This is a genomic window from Pseudomonas sp. SWI36 (assembly GCF_002948105.1).
In the GTDB taxonomy this organism is placed as follows: Bacteria; Pseudomonadota; Gammaproteobacteria; order Pseudomonadales; family Pseudomonadaceae; genus Aquipseudomonas; species Aquipseudomonas alloputida.
The window spans coordinates 5,472,048-5,490,811 of record NZ_CP026675.1; the positions used below are offsets into that span (position 1 = coordinate 5,472,048).

Annotated in this window: 15 protein-coding genes and 1 pseudogene; 12 read left to right on the plus strand and 4 right to left on the minus strand. The window is 63.6% G+C overall.

Going from position 1 to position 18,764, the window contains the following annotated elements; genetic code table 11:
* Positions 1 to 39: 39 nt before the first annotated feature.
* The 11 genes from benA to C4Q27_RS26155 all read left to right on the plus strand — a co-directional run bounded on the left by benA (position 40) and on the right by C4Q27_RS26155 (position 12,114).
* Positions 40 to 1,398 (plus strand): benzoate 1,2-dioxygenase large subunit, encoded by a 1,359-nt coding sequence (gene benA, locus C4Q27_RS26105; RefSeq protein ID WP_064491965.1) that lies wholly within the window; start codon positions 40 to 42, stop codon positions 1,396 to 1,398.
* A complete protein-coding gene (gene benB / locus C4Q27_RS26110; protein WP_004374327.1) occupies positions 1,395 to 1,880 on the plus strand; it encodes a benzoate 1,2-dioxygenase small subunit in 486 nt (161 codons plus the stop codon). Before benA ends, benB begins: the two co-directional genes overlap by 4 nt.
* 72 nt (positions 1,881 to 1,952) lie before the next feature.
* On the plus strand, positions 1,953 to 2,963 hold the full coding sequence (gene benC / locus C4Q27_RS26115) for a benzoate 1,2-dioxygenase electron transfer component BenC (protein ID WP_010954050.1): 1,011 nt from the start codon (positions 1,953 to 1,955) through the stop codon (positions 2,961 to 2,963).
* A gap of 193 nt (positions 2,964 to 3,156) precedes the next feature.
* Entirely contained in the window at positions 3,157 to 3,918 is a 762-nt protein-coding gene (locus C4Q27_RS26120) for a 1,6-dihydroxycyclohexa-2,4-diene-1-carboxylate dehydrogenase (protein ID WP_104887601.1), read from the plus strand.
* Between the two features lie 57 nt (positions 3,919 to 3,975).
* A complete protein-coding gene (locus C4Q27_RS26125) occupies positions 3,976 to 5,304 on the plus strand; it encodes an aromatic acid/H+ symport family MFS transporter (RefSeq protein ID WP_104887602.1) in 1,329 nt (442 codons plus the stop codon).
* A gap of 29 nt (positions 5,305 to 5,333) precedes the next feature.
* Positions 5,334 to 6,248, plus strand: coding sequence for a catechol 1,2-dioxygenase (catA, locus tag C4Q27_RS26130; protein ID WP_064491967.1), 915 nt, complete (start codon positions 5,334 to 5,336; stop codon positions 6,246 to 6,248).
* A 146-nt stretch (positions 6,249 to 6,394) separates the two neighbouring features.
* A complete protein-coding gene (locus C4Q27_RS26135; protein ID WP_104887603.1) occupies positions 6,395 to 7,594 on the plus strand; it encodes a benzoate/H(+) symporter BenE family transporter in 1,200 nt (399 codons plus the stop codon).
* Between the two features lie 54 nt (positions 7,595 to 7,648).
* Positions 7,649 to 8,899, plus strand: coding sequence for an OprD family porin (locus tag C4Q27_RS26140; protein ID WP_047602859.1), 1,251 nt, complete (start codon positions 7,649 to 7,651; stop codon positions 8,897 to 8,899).
* 74 nt (positions 8,900 to 8,973) lie between these two features.
* Positions 8,974 to 10,053: a metal-dependent hydrolase gene (locus C4Q27_RS26145; RefSeq protein WP_064491970.1), complete on the plus strand. Its 1,080-nt coding sequence runs from the start codon at positions 8,974 to 8,976 to the stop codon at positions 10,051 to 10,053.
* Positions 10,054 to 10,121: 68 nt separating this feature from the next.
* On the plus strand, positions 10,122 to 11,033 hold the full coding sequence (locus C4Q27_RS26150) for a LysR family transcriptional regulator (protein ID WP_064491971.1): 912 nt from the start codon (positions 10,122 to 10,124) through the stop codon (positions 11,031 to 11,033).
* 100 nt (positions 11,034 to 11,133) lie between these two features.
* The gene (locus tag C4Q27_RS26155; RefSeq protein ID WP_104887604.1) at positions 11,134 to 12,114 is read left to right on the plus strand and encodes an LLM class flavin-dependent oxidoreductase; all 981 of its coding nucleotides are present in this window, start codon (positions 11,134 to 11,136) and stop codon (positions 12,112 to 12,114) included.
* A gap of 42 nt (positions 12,115 to 12,156) precedes the next feature.
* Here the strand turns inward: C4Q27_RS26155 and C4Q27_RS26160 are convergent.
* From C4Q27_RS26160 to C4Q27_RS26175, 4 genes and pseudogenes are all read right to left on the minus strand, one after another.
* A pseudogene (locus C4Q27_RS26160) lies at positions 12,157 to 13,253 on the minus strand (alkene reductase).
* Positions 13,254 to 13,348: 95 nt separating this feature from the next.
* Positions 13,349 to 14,359 (minus strand): aldo/keto reductase, encoded by a 1,011-nt coding sequence (locus C4Q27_RS26165; protein ID WP_104887605.1) that lies wholly within the window; start codon positions 14,357 to 14,359, stop codon positions 13,349 to 13,351.
* A 72-nt stretch (positions 14,360 to 14,431) separates the two neighbouring features.
* A complete protein-coding gene (locus C4Q27_RS26170) occupies positions 14,432 to 15,952 on the minus strand; it encodes an FAD-dependent oxidoreductase (RefSeq protein WP_104887606.1) in 1,521 nt (506 codons plus the stop codon).
* A gap of 175 nt (positions 15,953 to 16,127) precedes the next feature.
* Positions 16,128 to 17,456: an MFS transporter gene (locus tag C4Q27_RS26175; RefSeq protein ID WP_104887607.1), complete on the minus strand. Its 1,329-nt coding sequence runs from the start codon at positions 17,454 to 17,456 to the stop codon at positions 16,128 to 16,130.
* A gap of 163 nt (positions 17,457 to 17,619) precedes the next feature.
* Here C4Q27_RS26175 and C4Q27_RS26180 point away from each other — a divergent pair, with 163 nt between their 5' ends.
* Entirely contained in the window at positions 17,620 to 18,717 is a 1,098-nt protein-coding gene (locus C4Q27_RS26180; RefSeq protein WP_104887608.1) for a sugar diacid recognition domain-containing protein, read from the plus strand.
* Positions 18,718 to 18,764: the final 47 nt, after the last annotated feature.

Below are 18,764 nucleotides of genomic sequence, written 5' to 3' on the forward strand. Positions count from 1 at the left end.
CCTGACCAGGTCTAAACAATAACAAGGGAGACCCTGGCCATGTCCCTGGGATTCGACTACCTCAATGCCATGCTCGAGGACGACCGTGAAAAGGGCATCTACCGCTGCAAGCGGGAGATGTTCACCGACCCACGGCTGTTCGACCTGGAGATGAAACACATCTTCGAGGGCAACTGGATCTACCTGGCCCACGAAAGCCAGATCCCCGAGAAGAATGACTTCCTCACCCTGACCATGGGGCGCCAGCCGATTTTCATCGCGCGCAACAAGGACGGTGAGCTCAATGCCTTCCTCAACGCCTGCAGCCACCGCGGCGCCATGCTCTGCCGGCACAAACGCGGCAACCGTTCCAGCTACACCTGCCCGTTCCACGGCTGGACGTTCAACAACAGCGGCAAACTGCTGAAGGTGAAAGACCCCAGCAACGCCGGCTACCCTGACAGCTTCAACTGCGACGGCTCCCACGACCTGACCAAGGTGGCACGCTTCGAGTCGTACCGGGGCTTTTTGTTCGGCAGCCTGAACGCCGACGTGAAACCGCTGGTCGAGCACCTGGGCGAGTCAGCGAAGATCATCGACATGATCGTCGATCAGTCGCCTGAAGGCCTGGAAGTGCTGCGCGGTGCCAGCTCGTACATCTACGAAGGCAACTGGAAGCTCACCGCCGAAAACGGCGCTGACGGCTACCACGTGAGCTCCGTGCACTGGAACTACGCCGCCACCCAGAACCAGCGCAAGCAGCGCGAGGCGGGTGACGAGATCAAGACCATGAGTGCTGGCGCCTGGGCCAAGCAGGGCGGCGGTTTCTATTCCTTCGACCACGGCCACCTGCTGCTGTGGACCCGTTGGGCCAACCCGGAAGACCGCCCGGCCTATGAGCGCCGCGACCAGCTGGCCGCTGATTTCGGCCAGGCGCGCGCCGACTGGATGATCGAAAACTCGCGCAACCTGTGCCTGTACCCCAACGTGTACCTGATGGACCAGTTCAGCTCGCAGATCCGCGTTGCCCGGCCGATTTCGGTGAACAAGACCGAAATCACCATCTACTGCATCGCGCCGAAAGGCGAGAGCGCCGATGCCCGCGCCAAGCGTATCCGCCAGTACGAAGACTTCTTCAACGTCAGCGGCATGGCCACCCCGGACGACCTGGAAGAATTCCGTTCGTGCCAGACCGGCTATGGTGGCGGCACCGGCTGGAACGACATGTCTCGCGGCGCGAAACACTGGGTCGAAGGCGCCGATGAGGCGGCCAGGGAGATTGAACTCGAACCCCTGCTGTCGGGCGTGCGCACCGAGGACGAAGGCCTGTTCGTGCTGCAGCACAAGTACTGGCAGGACACCATGATCCAGGCCCTCAAGGACGAACAGCAGCTGATCCCCGTGGAGGCCGTGCAATGAGCCTGTATGAAACCGTGCGCGACTTCCTGTACCGCGAAGCGCGCTACCTGGACGATGCCCAGTGGGACCAGTGGCTGGAACTGTACGCCAGCGATGCCAGCTTCTGGATGCCGAGCTGGGACGATGACGACACCCTCACCGAAGACCCACAAAGCGAAATCTCGCTGATCTGGTACGGCAACCGTGGCGGCCTGGAAGACCGTGTGTTCCGCATCAAGACCGAGCGCTCCAGTGCCACCGTGCCCGACACCCGCACCTCGCACAACATCAGCAACATCGAGATCGTCGAGCAGGGCGAGGGCAGCTGCCAGGTGCGCTTCAACTGGCACACCCTGAGCTTCCGCTACAAGACCACCGACAGTTACTTCGGCACCAGCTTCTACACCCTCGACCTGCGCGGCGAGCAGCCGCTGATCAAAGCCAAGAAGGTGGTGCTGAAGAACGATTACGTCCGCCAGGTCATCGACATCTACCACATCTGATACTGGGTTTTTCGAGCATTGCCCGGTGCGTCTTGTGACGCGCCGTGGCCCGGCTCGCCCGCGAGGTGCAACATGAGCTACCAGATCGCACTGAATTTCGAAGACGGGGTTACCCGTTTCATTGAGGCCACCGGTCAGGAAACCGTGGCCGACGCCGCTTACCGCCAAGGCATGAACATTCCGCTGGACTGCCGCGACGGCGCTTGCGGGACCTGCAAGTGCAAGGCTGAGTCCGGTCGTTATGACCTTGGCGACAACTTCATCGAAGACGCCTTGAGCGAAGACGAAATCGCCGAAGGCTACGTGCTGACGTGCCAGATGCGTGCCGAAAGCGACTGCGTCATCCGCATCCCGGCTTCGTCGCAGCTGTGCAAGACCGAGCAGGCCACTTTCGAGGCCGCCATCAGCGATGTGCGCCAACTGTCGGTCAGCACCATTGCCCTGTCGATCAAGGGTGAGGCCCTGAGCCGTCTGGCCTTCCTCCCGGGGCAGTACGTCAACCTCAAGGTGCCGGGCAGCGAGCAGAGCCGGGCCTACTCGTTCAGCTCGCTGCAGAAGGACGGCGAAGTCAGCTTCCTGATCCGCAACGTACCGGGTGGGCTGATGAGCAGCTTCCTGACCAACCTTGCCAAAGCCGGCGACAGCCTGAGCCTGGCCGGGCCGTTGGGCAGCTTCTACCTGCGGCCGATCCAGCGCCCGCTGTTGCTGCTGGCCGGTGGTACCGGGCTGGCACCGTTCACCGCGATGCTGGAGAAGATCGCCGAGCAGGGCAGCGAGCACCCGCTGCACCTGATCTACGGCGTGACCAACGACTTTGACCTGGTCGAACTCGACCGCCTGCAAGCGCTGGCGGCACGTATCCCCAACTTCACCTACAGCGCCTGCGTCGCCAACCCGGACAGCCAGTACCCGCAGAAGGGCTATGTCACCCAGCACATCGAGCCACGCCACCTCAATGACGGCGATGTGGATGTGTACCTGTGCGGCCCGCCACCCATGGTGGAAGCGGTCAGCCAGTACGTGCGTGAGCAGGGCATTACCCCGGCCAACTTCTACTACGAGAAGTTTGCGGCGGCGGCCTGACAGCCCCTCTGCTTCAAAGCAATACGCCGACCCTGTGGGAGCGGACGAGCCCGCGAAGCAGGCTGCGCGGTGGATGGCACGGGCTTCGCCCGTGTTCGCGGGCAAGCCCGCTCCCACAGTGATCGCGCAGCCTTTCCGACTTTGAGCAAGACAATTGCTGCCACAGGGTCTCTCGCGAACTGGAGATTTACATATGAACAACAGATTCCAAGGCAAGGTTGCCCTGGTCACCGGTGCCGCCCAAGGCATCGGCCGTGGCGTGTGCTGGCGGCTGAAGGCTGAAGGCGCGCAAGTGGTGGCGGTAGACCGTTCCGAGCTGGTCCACGAACTGGCTGGCGAGGGCATGCTCACCCTCACCGCCGACCTGGAACAACACGCCGATTGCGCCCGGGTCATGGCCAGTGCGGTGGAAACCCATGGCCGCCTGGACATCCTGGTCAACAACGTGGGCGGCACCATCTGGGCCAAGCCCTTCGAACACTACGAAGTCGAGCAGATCGAGGCCGAGGTGCGCCGCTCGCTGTTCCCCACCCTGTGGTGCTGCCACGCCGCGCTGCCGTACATGCTCGAACGTGGCAGTGGCGCCATCGTCAATGTCTCGTCCATCGCTACCCGCGGCGTCAACCGTGTGCCTTACGGCGCAGCCAAGGGGGGCGTCAACGCGCTCACTGCCTGCCTGGCCTTCGAAACCGCCGGCCGGGGCATCCGCGTCAACGCCACTGCGCCCGGCGGCACCGAAGCACCGCCCCGGCGCGTACCGCGCAACAGTGCAGAGCAAACCGAGCAGGAAAGGCGCTGGTACCAGCAGATCGTCGACCAGACCCTCGACAGCAGCCTGATGCACCGCTACGGCAGCATCGACGAGCAGGTGGGGGCCATTCTGTTCCTCGCGTCCGACGAAGCCTCGTACATCACCGGCGTGACCCTGCCGGTAGGAGGCGGCGACCTGGGCTGAACCGCAACCTCAAGGCAAAAGTTTTCTTCCACAACAAAAACAAGAGCGACAGATGCCATGCGAACCCTTGATGTACACCCGATCATCGACAATGCGCGCTTTACCCCGTTTCACTGGATGGTCATGGCCTGGTGCGGCCTGCTGCTGATTTTCGACGGCTATGACCTGTTCATCTACGGTGTGGTACTGCCGGTCATCATGAAAGAGTGGGGCCTGACCCCGTTGCAGGCTGGTGCATTGGGCAGCTATGCGCTGTTCGGCATGATGTTCGGCGCCCTGGCCTTCGGCAGCCTGGCCGACCGCATCGGGCGCAAGAAGGGCATTGCCATCTGTTTCGCCTTGTTCTCGGGGGCGACCATCCTCAATGGCTTTGCCAGCAGCCCGAGCGAGTTTGGCATCTACCGCTTCATCGCCGGCCTGGGCTGTGGCGGCCTGATGCCCAACGCCGTGGCGCTGATGAACGAATACGCGCCCAAGCGCCTGCGCAGCACGCTGGTGGCGATCATGTTCAGTGGTTATTCGCTGGGCGGCATGCTGTCGGCAGGTGTCGGCATCTTCATGCTGCCGCGTTTTGGCTGGGAGTCGATGTTCTTCGCCGCAGCGGTGCCTCTGCTGCTGTTACCGGTGATTCTTTACTACCTGCCTGAATCCATCGGCTTCCTGGTGCGCCAAGGCCGTATCGAGGAAGCATGCACATTGCTCAAACGGCTGGACCCGGACTGCGATGTCCAGGCCGATGATGTGCTTCAGGCGGCCGACCGCAAAGGCAGCGGCGCTTCGGTGCTGGAACTGTTCCGCAATGGCCTGGCGATTCGCACCCTGGCGCTGTGGGTTGCGTTCTTCTGCTGCCTGCTGATGGTCTATGCACTGAGTTCCTGGCTGCCAAAGCTGATGGCCAACGCCGGCTACAGCCTGGGCTCAAGCCTGTCATTCCTGCTGGCACTGAACTTTGGCGGCATGGCCGGGGCGATCCTCGGCGGCTGGCTGGGTGACCGCTACAACCTGGTCAAGGTGAAGGTGGCGTTCTTCATTGCCGCCGCACTGTCGATCAGCCTGCTGGGGGTAAACAGTCCGATGCCGGTGCTGTACCTGCTGATCTTCATTGCCGGCGCCACCACCATTGGTACGCAGATTCTGCTGTACGCCGGCGCAGCGCAGATGTACGGCCTGTCGGTGCGCTCTACCGGCCTGGGCTGGGCCTCGGGCATCGGCCGTAATGGCGCCATCGTCGGCCCGCTGCTGGGCGGTGCGCTGATGGGCATCAACCTGCCACTGCAACTCAATTTCATCGCCTTTGCCATCCCTGGCGCCATCGCTGCGCTGGCCATGGCCGTGCACCTGGCCAGTGGTCGGCGCCACGCCCAGACCCTGGCGGCGCAGGCCTGAACCGAACAGAACAAGACGAGGTAACCCCCATGACCGTGAACATTTCCCATACTGCCGAGGTACAGCAGTTCTTCGAGCAGGCCGCAGGCTTTGGTAATGCGGCCGGCAACCCACGCCTCAAACGCATCGTGCAGCGCCTGCTGCAGGATACCGCGCGGCTGATCGAAGACCTGGACATCAGCGAAGACGAGTTCTGGCACGCCGTCGACTTCCTCAACCGCCTGGGCGGTCGCGGCGAAGCCGGGCTGCTGGTGGCGGGGCTGGGCATCGAACACTTCCTCGACCTGCTGCAGGATGCCAAGGACCAGGAGGCAGGGCGCGTTGGCGGTACTCCACGCACCATCGAAGGCCCGTTGTACGTGGCTGGCGCACCGATTGCCCAAGGTGAAGTGCGCATGGACGATGGCAGCGAGGAGGGCGTGGCCACGGTGATGTTCCTGGAAGGCCAGGTGCTGGACCCGCACGGACACCCGCTGCCGGGTGCCACGGTCGACCTGTGGCATGCCAATACCCGTGGTACCTACTCGTTCTTCGACCAAAGCCAGTCGGCGTACAACCTGCGTCGGCGCATCGTTACAGATGCCCAGGGGCGCTACCGTGCGCGCTCCATCGTGCCATCGGGCTATGGCTGCGACCCGCAGGGGCCAACCCAGGAATGCCTGGACCTGCTGGGCCGTCATGGCCAGCGCCCGGCGCATGTGCACTTCTTTATCTCGGCGCCAGGGTACCGGCACCTGACCACGCAGATAAACCTGTCGGGGGACAAGTACCTGTGGGATGACTTTGCCTATGCCACACGGGATGGGTTGGTCGGGGAGGTGGTGTTCGTCGAAGGGTCGGAGGGTCGGCATGCCGAGCTGAAGTTCGACTTCCAGTTGCAGCAGGCCCAGGGCGGTGCCGATGAGCAGCGCAGCGGGCGGCCGCGGGCTTTGCAGGAGGCCTGATCCACCGCGTGGGCTGTTTCGCGGGCATGCCCGCTCCCACAGGTGAAGCCTGTGCAGTCGTTGTTGGAGCGGGCATGCCCGCGAAACAGCCAACACCCAAACAAGAGCCCGCCACAAAGGCCGGCCGCTGGCTTGCGAGAAGCTTCATGAATACGCTGATCAAGGACTGCTCTGTGTCGGCCATCGTCGCCGGCGGCATTGCTACGACGATCTCCTACGCCGGCCCGTTGGTGATCATTTTCCACGCCGCCGAAGCGGCCGGCCTGTCGCACCAGCAGCTGTCATCCTGGGTCTGGGCCGTGTCCATGGGCAGTGCGGTGCTCGGTGCGCTACTCAGCCTGCGCTACCGCGTGCCGGTAGTGATCGCCTGGTCGATCCCGGGGTCGGCCCTGTTGGTCACCGCCTTGCCGCAACTGGGCCTGGAGCAGGCCGTGGGCGCCTACCTGGTGGCCAACCTGGTCCTGCTGCTGATCGGCATCAGCGGGGCCTTCGACCGCATCATCGCGCGACTGCCGGGCTCTATCGCTGCCGGTATGCAGGCCGGGATCCTGTTCAGCTTTGGCATCGAAGTGTTCCGCGCCTTGCCGGTGCAACCGCTGCTGGTACTGGCGATGTTCGTCACCTACGTGCTGATGCGTCGGGTGCAGCCGCGCTATGCAGTGGCTGCGGTGCTGGGCGTGGGCATGCTGGTGACCGTGGCCAGCGGTACGTTGCGCAGCGAGGCACTTGTGCTGGAACTGGCCTCACCTCAGTGGATCACCCCCCAGTTCAGCCTGGCGGCGGTATTCAGCCTGGCGCTGCCGATGGTGCTGGTGGCGCTGACCGGGCAATTCATGCCGGGTATGGCGGTACTGCGCAACGCTGGCTACCCCACGCCGGCCAGCCCGCTGATCAGCGCCAGTGCCCTGATCGGAGCGCTACTGGCGCCGTTCGGTTGCCACGGGCTGAACCTGGCGGCGGTTACCGCCAGCCTGTGCACCGGCCATGAGGCCCATGAAAACCCGCAACGGCGCTATGTAGCTGCGGTGGCTGGCAGTGTGTTGTACCTGCTACTGGGCATCGCCGGGGCCACCTTGATGTCACTGTTCGCCGCCTTTCCCGCCGTACTGATCGCTGCCCTGGCCGGTTTGGCCCTGTATGGCGCCATCAGCGAAGCCTTGGTCCGCAGCCTGGCAGAACCGGCCGAGCGCGACGCCGGGCTGTTCACCTTCCTGGTCACCGCTTCGGGGGTGGCTTTTCTGGGCCTGTCGGCAGCGTTCTGGGGGCTGCTGTTCGGCCTGCTGGCGCACGCGCTGCTGAGGCTGCGCCAGCCACGTGCCCGGGAGGTGCTGCGCCGTACCCCATGAACTGCCGTGTTTCCAACGCTTTACCCATAAAAACAAGATCAAGAGAGCTTCGGAATGAACCACACCCCTTGCGTTGCCCTGGGCCTGACATTGCTCAGCCAGCCACTGCTGGCTGCCGAAGGCGGCTTCTTCGAGGACTCGAAGGCCACCCTGAGTGCCCGTAACTACTACTTCAGCCGCGATTTTTCCGACATTGTCGGGGCCAACAAACAGTCCAAGGCCGAGGAGTGGGCCCAGGGTTTCATCCTCGACTTCAAAAGTGGCTACACCCCGGGCCCCGTCGGTTTTGGCGTGGACGCCCTGGGCTTGCTGGGCATCAAGCTGGACAGCAGTCCAGACCGCACCAACACCGGCCTGTTGCCGGTGCATGGCGACGGCCGCGCTGCCGACGAGTACAGCCGCCTGGCGCCGACCTTCAAGGCCCGGATATCAAAAACCGAACTGCGTGCAGGTGAACTGCAACCGAACCTGCCGGTGCTGACCTTCAGTGATATTCGCCTGTTGCCACCCACCTATCAGGGCGTGAGTTTGAGTTCGTCGGAAATCGACGGGCTGACTATGCAGGCCGGGCACTTGAAAAGCACCCACCTGCGCAACGAAGGTGGCGACGGCAAGATGAACGCGATGCTCGGCCATGTGCCGATGCGACAGGCCGAAAGCGACGCGTTCAACTACGTGGGTGGGGATTATGCGTTCAATGCCAACCAGAGCAGCGTCAGCCTTTGGTACGGTCAGCTGGAGGACATCTACCAACAAGGCTTTGTTGGCCTGAAGCACAGCAAACCCGTCGGCGACTGGGTACTCAGTGCCAACCTGGGTTATTTCACCGCGCGTGAGCAAGGCGATGCGCTGCTGGGCAACATCGACAACCAGGCGTTCTTCTCGCTGTTCACTGCCCGGCATGGCGGGCACAGCTTCCATGCCGGCTACCAGGGCATTTATGGCGATAGCCCGTTCCCACGGGTATTCGCCAACATCTCGCCGTTGGGCAACGAGGTGCCGACCTATGAGTTTGCCTACACCGACGAACGCTCGTACCAGGTGCGTTACGACTACAACTTCGCCGCCATGGGCGTGCCGGGCCTGACAGCGACCGTGCGCTACATAACCGGTAACAATGTCGATACCGGGCTGGGTTACGAAGGGCGTGATCGCGAGCGTGATCTGGATATCGGCTATGCGGTGCAGAGCGGGGCACTGAAAGGGTTGGGGATACGGGTGAGGAACGCCATGGCGCGCTCCAACTACCGCAGTGATATCGACGAGAACCGCCTGACGCTGGTGTACACCTGGCAGCTGTTCTGAGCCATCCAGAAGAATTGCGCATCAGGGGTGTATGGGGGTAGCGTGCGGAAACGACTCTTTCAGGAATCCCCACCTTGGACTCCATCACCCAAGCCGTACTTGGCGCGGCGCTGCAAGGGACCGTGCTCGGGCGCATCCAGGGCCGACGCTCGCTGCTGTATGGTGCAGCACTGGGCACGCTGCCGGACCTGGATGTGATCATTCGCTATGCCGACCCGGTGTCGCAGATGACTTATCATCGCGGCTTCTCCCACTCGTTGTTCGTGCTCACCGGCCTGGCCTTGCTGTTGGCCTGGCTGGTCAACAGGCGCTGGCCCGGCAAGGGGTATACCTTGCCCAGGCTTTTCTTGGCGTTCTGGCTGGTATTGGTAACCCATCCGGTGCTCGACGCCTTTACGGTTTACGGCACGCAGTTGTTCTGGCCTTTGCACACCACCCCGGAAAGCTGGGCGGCGGTGTTCATTATCGACCCGGTCTACACCGTGCCGCTGCTGGCTGCGGTGGTCTTCACCCTCATGAAGGGCGTGACCCGCAGCGCTACCCGCCTGCTGACCATGGCCCTGGTGTTCAGTACCTGCTACCTGGGTTTCGGCCTGGCGGGGCGCATGGCTGCCGAACAGCGCTTCCAGTCGGCACTGGACCAGCAAGGTATCGTCGTGAGCGAGGTGCGTGCCGTGCCGATGGCATTCAACAGCCTGGTCTGGCGGGTGCTGGCCAAGACCCCGGATGGCGATTACTACGAAGGCATCAGCAGCGTGCTCGACCAGCAACCACCCGAAATGCAACGCTTGTCGCGCAACCTGGAACTGGCGCAAGCACTGAACGATGACCCGTTGCACCAGCGCTTGCGCTGGTTCACCGATGACTGGCTGCGTTATGACCAGATTGGCGACGCACTGGTGGTCACCGACCTGCGCATGGGAATCCCGGGGAATTACACCTTTCGCTTCAACATGGCTCAGCGCGATCATCAAGGGCAGTGGATGGTCGGTGTGCCTTCGGCGTGGCGAGGCAGCGGGCCTGGCTCGCTGTTCAACGCTCAAGAGCTGATGCTTATCTGGCGACGCATTGTCGACCAGCAGCCGCCGCTGCCGCTGGCTAACTGGACAGATCGCTACCTCTGGCAAACCGAAGCTGCAAGGCAGCCCCAATAGATCAGGAACCTTGCATTGCCTGAAATTGCACCCATCTATGGCGGTTCGATCAGCGTCAGGAAAACACCATGGAACCCAATCGCTTCGGCGACATCGCCGCCTTCGTCAGCGCCGCGAAGGCCGGCAGCTTCACCGCCGCTGCTGCCAGCCTGGGCCTGACCCGTTCGGCGGTGGGCAAGAGTATCGCCCGCCTGGAGGCCCGCATGGCGGTGCGTCTGCTCAACCGCACTACGCGCAAGCTGAGCCTGACTGATGAAGGCCTGGTGGCGTTCGAGCGCTGGCGGCAGATTCTGGATGATCTGGACGAGGTCGAAAGCACCATGGCCCTGCGCCGGGGCAAGCCCACTGGCACCCTGCGCCTGACCGCACCGCTGTCGCTCGGGCAGCGTCATGTTTTGCCGGTCCTCGACCAGTACCTCAAGCAATGGCCCGAACTGCGGGCGGATATCCGCTTCACCGACCGTTTCGTTGATCTGGTCGAAGAGGGCGTGGACGTCGCCGTGCGCATCGGTGCACCCAAGGAAGATTCGCAATTGCTGACGCGCACCGTCGCCTGGCAGCAGTTCGTGACCTGTGCATCGCCTGCGTACCTGGAAAAGCGCGGTGTACCGCAGATGCCCGGCGACCTCTATGGCCACGACAAGATCGCCTTCCTGGCGGGCGAGAAGGCCATGCCCTGGCGCTTTCACACAGAAGCGGGGCTGCACCTGTGCGAAGATCCCGGGCGGCTGAACATCGACAGTTCCGAGGCCATGCTTGACGGCGCCCGGGCCGGTTTTGGCCTGATTCACCTGCCTACCTATATCACCGGTGACGACCTGCGCGCTGGCAATCTGGTGGAAGTACTGCACGCCTACCGCCCCCCGGCAGACCCCATTCGCATCGTCTACCCAAGCAAGCGCCACCTGTCCCCTCGGGTGCGCGGCTTCATCGACTTGTTGGTGGCCAGCTGGGAGCCAGGCGTGCCTTGGGAATACTGATTGGGGAATGCCAGGCCCCTATGCCGGGCCTGAAACTGGGTTTATCGCTGGCGGCGCAGCATGGAAACTGGCAGCCACTGATAATCCCTCTGGAGACCCCATGACTGCACTGTCCGTACTGGATCTGGTCATGATCGGCGAAGGCAAGACCTTCGCCGACGCGATCGAAGAATCCCGCCAGCTGGCGGGGCATGTCGAGCAACAGCACTACAGCCGCTACTGGATCGCCGAGCACCATGACATGCCGGGCATTGGCTCGGCTGCCACGTCGCTGGTGATCAACGAAATCGCCAACGCCACCCGACACATTCGTGTGGGTGCTGGCGGCATCATGCTGCCCAACCATGCGCCGTTGGTGGTGGCCGAACAGTTTGGCACCCTCGATACATTGCACCCAGGCCGTATCGACCTGGGCCTGGGCCGTGCGCCAGGCACGTCCGGGCCGACCGTGCGGGCATTGCGCGGCGCCGCGCCAGAGCGTGATTTCAGCCAGGACATCGCCGAGCTGCGTGATTACCTGGCGGATAACGGCAAACGCCGGGTGCGCGGCGTACCGGGTGCGCACGATGTGCCAGTGTGGATCCTCGGTTCCAGCCTGTTCGGTGCTGACCTGGCGGCGAAGCTGGGCCTGCCTTATGCCTTCGCCTCGCACTTTGCCCCGCGTTACCTGCTGCAAGCCATTGCCCATTACCGCGCCAACTTCCAGCCTTCCGCGCAACTGGCCAAACCCTATGTGATGGTTGGCATGAACCTGTTCGCCGCTGCCAGCGATGCTGAGGCGCACTACCTGGCCAGCTCCCACCGCAAGTGGATGCTGGACCTGCATGTCGGGCGCTTTGGCTTGCTGCCCAAGCCGCAAGAGGGTTACATCGAACGCTTGCCGGACCACGAGCGCGCCGTGCTCGATCAGGTGATGGCCTGCACCGTAGCCGGAGGGCCCGAACGGGTGAGGGAAGGGCTGCGCTCGCTGATCGAGCAGACCGGGGCGGACGAGCTGATGATCGACTGCCGCATCCATGACCCCCTGGCGCGGCAGCGGTCACACGCCTATGCCGCGCAGGCGCTGGCTGAACTGGGCTGACACGACAAAAAACGGGCGCCCGCAAGAGCGCCCGTTTTTGCATCAAGCCTGCTTCAGGAACGGATAATCCGTATACCCTTCAGGCCCATTGGCGTAATCGAACTTCGCCCGGTGCTCATTCAGCGGCGCTTGCAGCCGCAGACGCTCCACCAGGTCGGGGTTGGCAATGTAGGCGCGCCCGAACGCCACGGCATCGATCAAACCCCGCCCGATGAGGTCTTCGCCTTTCTCGGCAGTGTAGGCACCGGCCGCGATGATCACCCCGGGGTAGGCGGCGCGAATGGCCTGGCGGAACTCGTCACGCAGTGGCTTGCCACCGGCCCAGTCCGGCTCGGACAGGTGCAGGTAGGCGAGGTTGCGCTTGGCCAGCTCGCGGATCAGGTACAGGCCGGCGGCTTCCTGGTCTTCGCCATTGTCCACACCATTGAAACCACCCAACGGGAACACGCGAATACCGACCCGGTCGGCGCTCCAGTTGGCAATGGCCGCATCCACCGCCTCCAGCACAATGCGCGCACGGTTTTCAACGCTGCCGCCGTAGCGGTCTTCGCGCTGGTTGGCACTGGGGGTGAGGAACTGGTGCAGCAGGTAACCGTGGGCGGCGTGCAACTCGATGAAGTCGAAGCCGGCTTCACAGGCATTGATCGCGGCCTGGCCAAAGTCGGCGACGATGCCAGCGATCTCCGCTTCGCTGAGCGCCCGGGGGCGGAGGTTTCCACGCGCGTCAGGTTGCCTTGCGCGTCACGCAGGGTGGTGCGTGCATCCGCCGGCAGTGCCGAAGGGGCCACGGGTGCCTTGCCGCCAGGTTGCAGGGAGGTATGCGACACCCGCCCGGTGTGCCACACCTGCACGGCGCTGTGGCCGCCATCGGCATGGATGCCTTCGTTGATGTGCTTCCAGGCAGCGATCTGTTCGGCGCTGTGAATGCCGGGCGAGCCCGAGTAGCCCTTGGCCTGGAAGGAGATTTGCGTGGCTTCAGTGATGATCAGCCCAGCACTGGCACGCTGACGGTAGTACTCGGCCATCAGCGCGGTGGGTACATCACCCGGCTCCAGGCTGCGCAGGCGGGTGAGGGGGGCCATGAATACGCGGTTGGGCAGGGTGAGTGGGCCGATTTGCAGCGGTTGCAAGAGTTTCATTGCAGCTCCAGAGGTGGAAAACCAATGGTGCGCACGATACCGGGGTGATTGGGGAAAGGGGGGACCGGGAGCCCGGCTCAGGGCTCCCCAATGCGTCAGCTGCGTGCCAGCCGCCCACTCACATAATGCGCCACGTCATTGAAGCCCGGCGTGGACGCATGCCCTGGCGTTACCAACGAATCGATGAATGCCTCATCCTCCGCGGTAATCTTCACCGCCAATGCGCCGCCATAGGTATCCCACTGCTCCTCGGTCCGCGGCCCGACAATCGCGGAACTGACCCATTGGTTATTCAACACCCAGGCAATGGCGAATTCGACAATACCCACCCCCTTGGCCTCTGCATACGTCTGAATCTGCCGGGCAATGGTCAGCGACTCCTGGCGCCACTCCACTTCCATGATGCGTTTGTCCTGCCGCCCTGCGCGGCTACCGGCATCCGGCACCGCGCCCGGCGCATACTTGCCACTGAGCACGCCCCGGGCCAGCGGGCTGAAGGGTACGACGCCCAGACCATGGGCGGCGGCGGCCGTGAGCTGTTCGGGCTCGGCCTGACGGTTGACGATGTTGTACAGCGGCTGGCTGACTACCGGCCTGGGCACACCGAGGCGCTCGGCAACATGGCAGACCTCGGCAATGCGCCAACCACGGAAATTGGACACCCCCCAGTAGCGGATCTTGCCCTGGCGCAACAAGTCGCCAATGGCCTGCACGGTCTCTTCCAGCGGTACCTTGTGGTCTTCTCGGTGCAGGTAGTAGATGTCCAGGTAGTCCATGCCCATGCGGGTCAGCGTGGCATCCACGGCATTGAAGATGTGCTTGCGCGACAACCCGCTGCGGTTAGGCAGGCCGTCGGCCGGGCCGAAGCCGACCTTGCTGGCGACGATCCAGTCATGGCGATGGCGCGCCACGGCTTCACCGACGATTTCTTCCGAGCGCCCGGCGTTGTACACGTCGGCGGTGTCGATGAAGTTGATGCCTTGGTCCCAGGCCTTGTCGATGATGCGCAGGGCATCCTCGGTACTGGTCTGCTCGCCGAACATCATGCTGCCCAGGGTAAGGGCGGAAACCTGCAGGCCACTGTGGCCTAGGGGGCGGTAGATCATGCGCGTGGGTCCTTATGCAGTCGGCTGACCTACCTGTTTTACACACAACCGGGAAGCATTGAAAGGCGCCCCTCAGCCAATGAGCGCCAAAGCCTCCTGCAGGCTCAAGGGGCGCTTCAGGCGTTGCGACAGCGTTGCCATGGCATCGGAGTAACCCTTGGCGATAACGGCCTCGACGCGCTCATCCACACACTGCAGGGCAACGAAATCGCCTTTTTCCGGCTCACCGACGAATTCGATGCGGTTCCAGTCCCTGGCATGGCCTAACACTTCATAGGTACGGCCATGCTGGTAGGTCCAAAAGAACGGTACATCGGCATAACGGCGTTGTTCGCCAAGCATGTTGGCGGCGGCGATAACCCCGTGTTGCTGGGCCAGGCGCCAGTGCTCGATGCGCACCGGGCGCCCCGTGAGCGGGAACGTGGCGATGTCACCGGCGGCCCACAAACCGTCGGCTGCGCGCATTTCTGCGTCGACCCTCACCGATTTGTCTTCGCCAAGCGGCACGCCTTGAAGGAACGCGGTGGCGGGCTTTACCCCGGTGCCGAGCAGCACCAAGGGGGTATGCAGCCGTTCACCATTGGCCAGTTGCACCGCTTCGACCTTGTCCAGGCCTTCGATCCGCTCGACCTCGGTGGGGCCGTGGAAGGTGATGCCTTTTCGTTCATGCAGCGCGCGAATGCAGCGCCCGATCCGCTCGCCCAACTGTCGGGCCAGAGGGACTTCGTGGCGCGAGACCACGTGCACCTGCAAGCCATACTTGCGCAATGCCGAGGCTGCCTCCAGGCCGATGAAGCCATCACCGACGATGACCACCGGTTGGCCAGGCTCGGCTGCGTCGAGCAACTGTGCAGCATCTTCCAGCGAGCGGAGGGTGAACACCCCGGGCAAGTCGGCACCGGTAATGTCTGGGCGCAGTGCTTTACCGCCGGTTGCCAGCAGGCAGGCGTCGTAATCGATCTGCTGACCATCGGCGAGGGTGACCTGGCGCTTCTGGCTGTTCAGGGTGCGCACCTTGCCGTACTTGCGCTCCAGCTGGCCCTTGCGCAGGGCGTCGGCTTCGAGCAGCGCGGGGACCTCATCGGGCGGCATCTGCCCGGCAATCACGAATTTGCTCAGTGCTGTGCGATCGTAGGCCGGCTGGCGCTCCTGGTCGATCCATACCAGCCTGCCCGCGAAGCCATGAGCCAGCAGCGTGGCGACGGCGGCGCTGCCGGCGGCCCCGGCGCCGACCACCACAAAACAGCGGGCATCGCTGTGCCTGGGCGGTTCGGTTGCCGACAGGGGCTGGTCATCGACCCAGACTTCATCGCCCTTGATCCACGCCTTGTAGCGGCGCAGGTCGGCGAGTGCAGGCGGCTCACAGACCACGCCATCGTCAACGGCGAATGCAGCTTTGTGCCAAGGGCAGACCAGCAAACCACCGCAAACCACGCCTTCATCAAGGGGGGCGCCTGCGTGGGGGCAGTTGCCCTGGTAGGCGTGTACCTGATCGCCTTGGCGGATGAGGATGAGTTCTTCGTTGCCGGCCTGGACGCGCAGGGGGCGGTGCTCGTCGAGCTGGGCCAAGCGGGCCACGGCGTACTGGGTCATGGGGCTTCTCCAAAGGGGCCTTTGGAACCATTTGACGCCTGGGGCGGGAAGGGGATGCGTTGAGCTGACGATCGGTGGCGGGTGTGGATTTGGTGCGGCTTGGGTGGGCCTCATTGCAGGCTTGCCCGCGCCCACAGGCTTGAAACTTGTGGGCGTGGGCAAGCCTGCGAATGCCTCAACTCACCCGTGCAGTACTCAGCGAACCCGCTCGCGTTACACGCAAGGCCACCAGGCTACCCAATACGATCAACGCCGCGAGCGAATACAGTGCGGCATCGGTTGAGCCGGTCTGGTCCTTGATGAACCCGACCAGGTACGGGCTGAGAAAACCCGCCATCTGGCCTACCGAGTTGATGATCGCCAGACCTGCCACGGCGGCTCCGGCACTGAGCAGCGCAGTCGGCATTGGCCAGAACATCGGCAAACCGGTAAGCGCGCCCATGGTGGCGATCGACAAGCCAAGAATGGCAATGCTCGGGTTGCCGGCGAAGTTCACCGCAATCAGCAGGCCGACGGCGCCCATCAGCATTGGCACCACCAGGTGCCAGCGGCGCTCGTTGCGCAGGTCGGCCGAGCGCCCGCAAAGAATCATGAACACACCCGCCAGCAGGTACGGGATGGCGCTGAGCCAGCCGATCAGCAGCGGGTTGTCGAAGCCCATGCTCTTGATGATCGAGGGTAGCCAGAAGTTGATCGCGTATACGCCGCTCTGGATGCAGAAGTAGACGAAGCCGAAGGTCCAGATCAGCGGGTTGGTCAACACGGCCAGCACGCTGTCGCTGGTGGTGCTCGGTTTGCTTGCAGCATCGGCCTGCAGGTCGGCAGCGATCAGCTGACGTTCAGCCGGGCTCAGCCAGGCGGCTTTCTGGTAGCCGTCACTGAGCAGGAACACCGCTAGTACGCCCAAGGCCACGGTCGGCAGGCCCTGGATCAGGAACATCCACTGCCAGCCGGCCAGGCCGTGCTGGCCGGCGGCGAAATGTTCGAGGATCCAGCCGGAGAACGGCCCGCCAAGCAGGCCCGATACCGGGATCGCCGACATGAAAAGGGCCATGATGCGGCCGCGCCGGGCCGCCGGGAACCAGCGCGAGAGGTACAGCACCACACCCGGGAAGAAGCCGGCTTCGGCAGCGCCGGTGAGCAGGCGCAGGGTGTAGAACTCGGCAGGGGTAGTGACGAACAGCAGGCAGGTGGACAGGCTGCCCCAGGCGATCATCATCAGCGCGATCCAGCGCCGTGGGCCGAAGCGGTTGAGGGCCAGGTTGCTTGGCAGGCCACACAGTACGTAGCCGATGAAGAAGATGCCGGCGCCAAGGCCGTACACCGTTTCGCTGAATTTCAGGGCGTCGAGCATCTGCAGCTTGGCAAAGCCGACGTTGACGCGGTCCAGGTAGTTGAACAGGTAGCAGATGAAAATGAACGGAATCAGCCGCAAGGTGATACGCCGGTACAGCGCGTTGCGGGTGGTGTCCGTGCCTTGGTCAGGGGCGGGGCTGTGTGCCATGATCGGGTTCTCTGTTGTTATGGTTTTCGCCGCGTCGCCTGTTCCGGCGCTCGCCCTGACGAGTCTCGGGGACTGCGGCCAGCCTGTCTTTGTGCTTTTGCACAGCGCTTGGCCCAGGCTGCTGTGCCCGAGCCCAAAAGCCAAACACCTAAAGGAACACGCAATGTTCGAACTCGACCATGACCTGGCGCAGGATATCGTTGACCGGGCAATGGCCATCTTGCCTTGCAACGTCAATGTCATGGACAGCCAGGGGTTGATCCTGGGCAGCGGTGAGCCGGAGCGTATCAACACCCGTCACGAGGGCGCGCAGCTGGTCTTGGCCAATGGCCGGATCGTCGAACTGGATACCGACGCGGCCAAGTGCCTGAAGGGCGTGCAGCCCGGCGTGAACCTGCCATTGATGCTCGATGGGCGGCTGATGGGCGTGTTGGGCCTGACCGGCGACCCGCAGCAGGTGCGCACCTATGGCGAGCTGGTGCGCATGACCGCCGAAATGCTGCTGGCCCAACGCAATTTACAGGCTGACCAGCAATGGCGAAGGCAGCGCTGTGACGACCTGCTGGCGCTATTGCTCGGCGGCAGCGGTAACTCGCCGCGCTTGCTGGACGAAGCCCGTCAGTTGGGCTTGAAACCTCAGCTACCGCGGATACCGTGCCTGTTAGAGATTGCCTCGGGGCCACCTGCCGAGGCGCTGGCCGCATGGTTGATGAGCCGTTATCCGGATAGCTGGTGCGTCAGCCCGGCCCGCCAGTCGTTGCTGTGGTGCCGCCCGGCAGGCGTGGCACTGGATGAACTGCGCCTGCTGGAACGCCTGCAACGCCACGGTTGGGACATTGAGCGACTGGCCCTGGGCAGTGCAGCGCAGAGCCTGGAGCAGTTACGCCGTGGTTACCGCCGGGTGCGTGACTTGCTGGCCTATGGCCGCGAAGTGTTGCCCAGCGAACGATTGCTCAGCCTGCAGCGCTACCGGCTGCCGGCGCTGCTGTGGCGCCACCGTAACGACGACGCGCTGGACGAGCTGCTGGAGCCGTTGCAGCGCATCCGCGCCAAGGACAGCAGTGGCCAGTTACTCGCCACCCTGCGCGCCTGGTGTGCCCATGACGGCCAGAGCCAGTCCTGTGCCGATGCCCTGGGCATCCACCGCAACAGCCTGCGCTATCGACTGGAGCGCATAGCCGAGCTGGGTGAGGTCGACCCGCTGCGCCTGGAAGGGATGCTCAGCTTGTATCTGGGGTTGCAGCTGTTGCCAGCTGACTGAAGTGTTCACTTGCCGGCGATTGCGCCAGAACAGGCAAAAAGGCATCT

Coding starts and splice junctions, on each gene's coding strand:
- benA (WP_064491965.1), top strand. CDS start 40: ATGTCCCTGGGATTCGACTACCTCAATGCCATGCTCGAGGACGACCGT.
- benB (WP_004374327.1), top strand. CDS start 1,395: ATGAGCCTGTATGAAACCGTGCGCGACTTCCTGTACCGCGAAGCGCGC.
- benC (WP_010954050.1), top strand. CDS start 1,953: ATGAGCTACCAGATCGCACTGAATTTCGAAGACGGGGTTACCCGTTTC.
- C4Q27_RS26120 (WP_104887601.1), top strand. CDS start 3,157: ATGAACAACAGATTCCAAGGCAAGGTTGCCCTGGTCACCGGTGCCGCC.
- C4Q27_RS26125 (WP_104887602.1), top strand. CDS start 3,976: ATGCGAACCCTTGATGTACACCCGATCATCGACAATGCGCGCTTTACC.
- catA (WP_064491967.1), top strand. CDS start 5,334: ATGACCGTGAACATTTCCCATACTGCCGAGGTACAGCAGTTCTTCGAG.
- C4Q27_RS26135 (WP_104887603.1), top strand. CDS start 6,395: ATGAATACGCTGATCAAGGACTGCTCTGTGTCGGCCATCGTCGCCGGC.
- C4Q27_RS26140 (WP_047602859.1), top strand. CDS start 7,649: ATGAACCACACCCCTTGCGTTGCCCTGGGCCTGACATTGCTCAGCCAG.
- C4Q27_RS26150 (WP_064491971.1), top strand. CDS start 10,122: ATGGAACCCAATCGCTTCGGCGACATCGCCGCCTTCGTCAGCGCCGCG.
- C4Q27_RS26155 (WP_104887604.1), top strand. CDS start 11,134: ATGACTGCACTGTCCGTACTGGATCTGGTCATGATCGGCGAAGGCAAG.
- C4Q27_RS26165 (WP_104887605.1), bottom strand. CDS start 14,359: ATGATCTACCGCCCCCTAGGCCACAGTGGCCTGCAGGTTTCCGCCCTT.
- C4Q27_RS26170 (WP_104887606.1), bottom strand. CDS start 15,952: ATGACCCAGTACGCCGTGGCCCGCTTGGCCCAGCTCGACGAGCACCGC.
- C4Q27_RS26175 (WP_104887607.1), bottom strand. CDS start 17,456: ATGGCACACAGCCCCGCCCCTGACCAAGGCACGGACACCACCCGCAAC.
- C4Q27_RS26180 (WP_104887608.1), top strand. CDS start 17,620: ATGTTCGAACTCGACCATGACCTGGCGCAGGATATCGTTGACCGGGCA.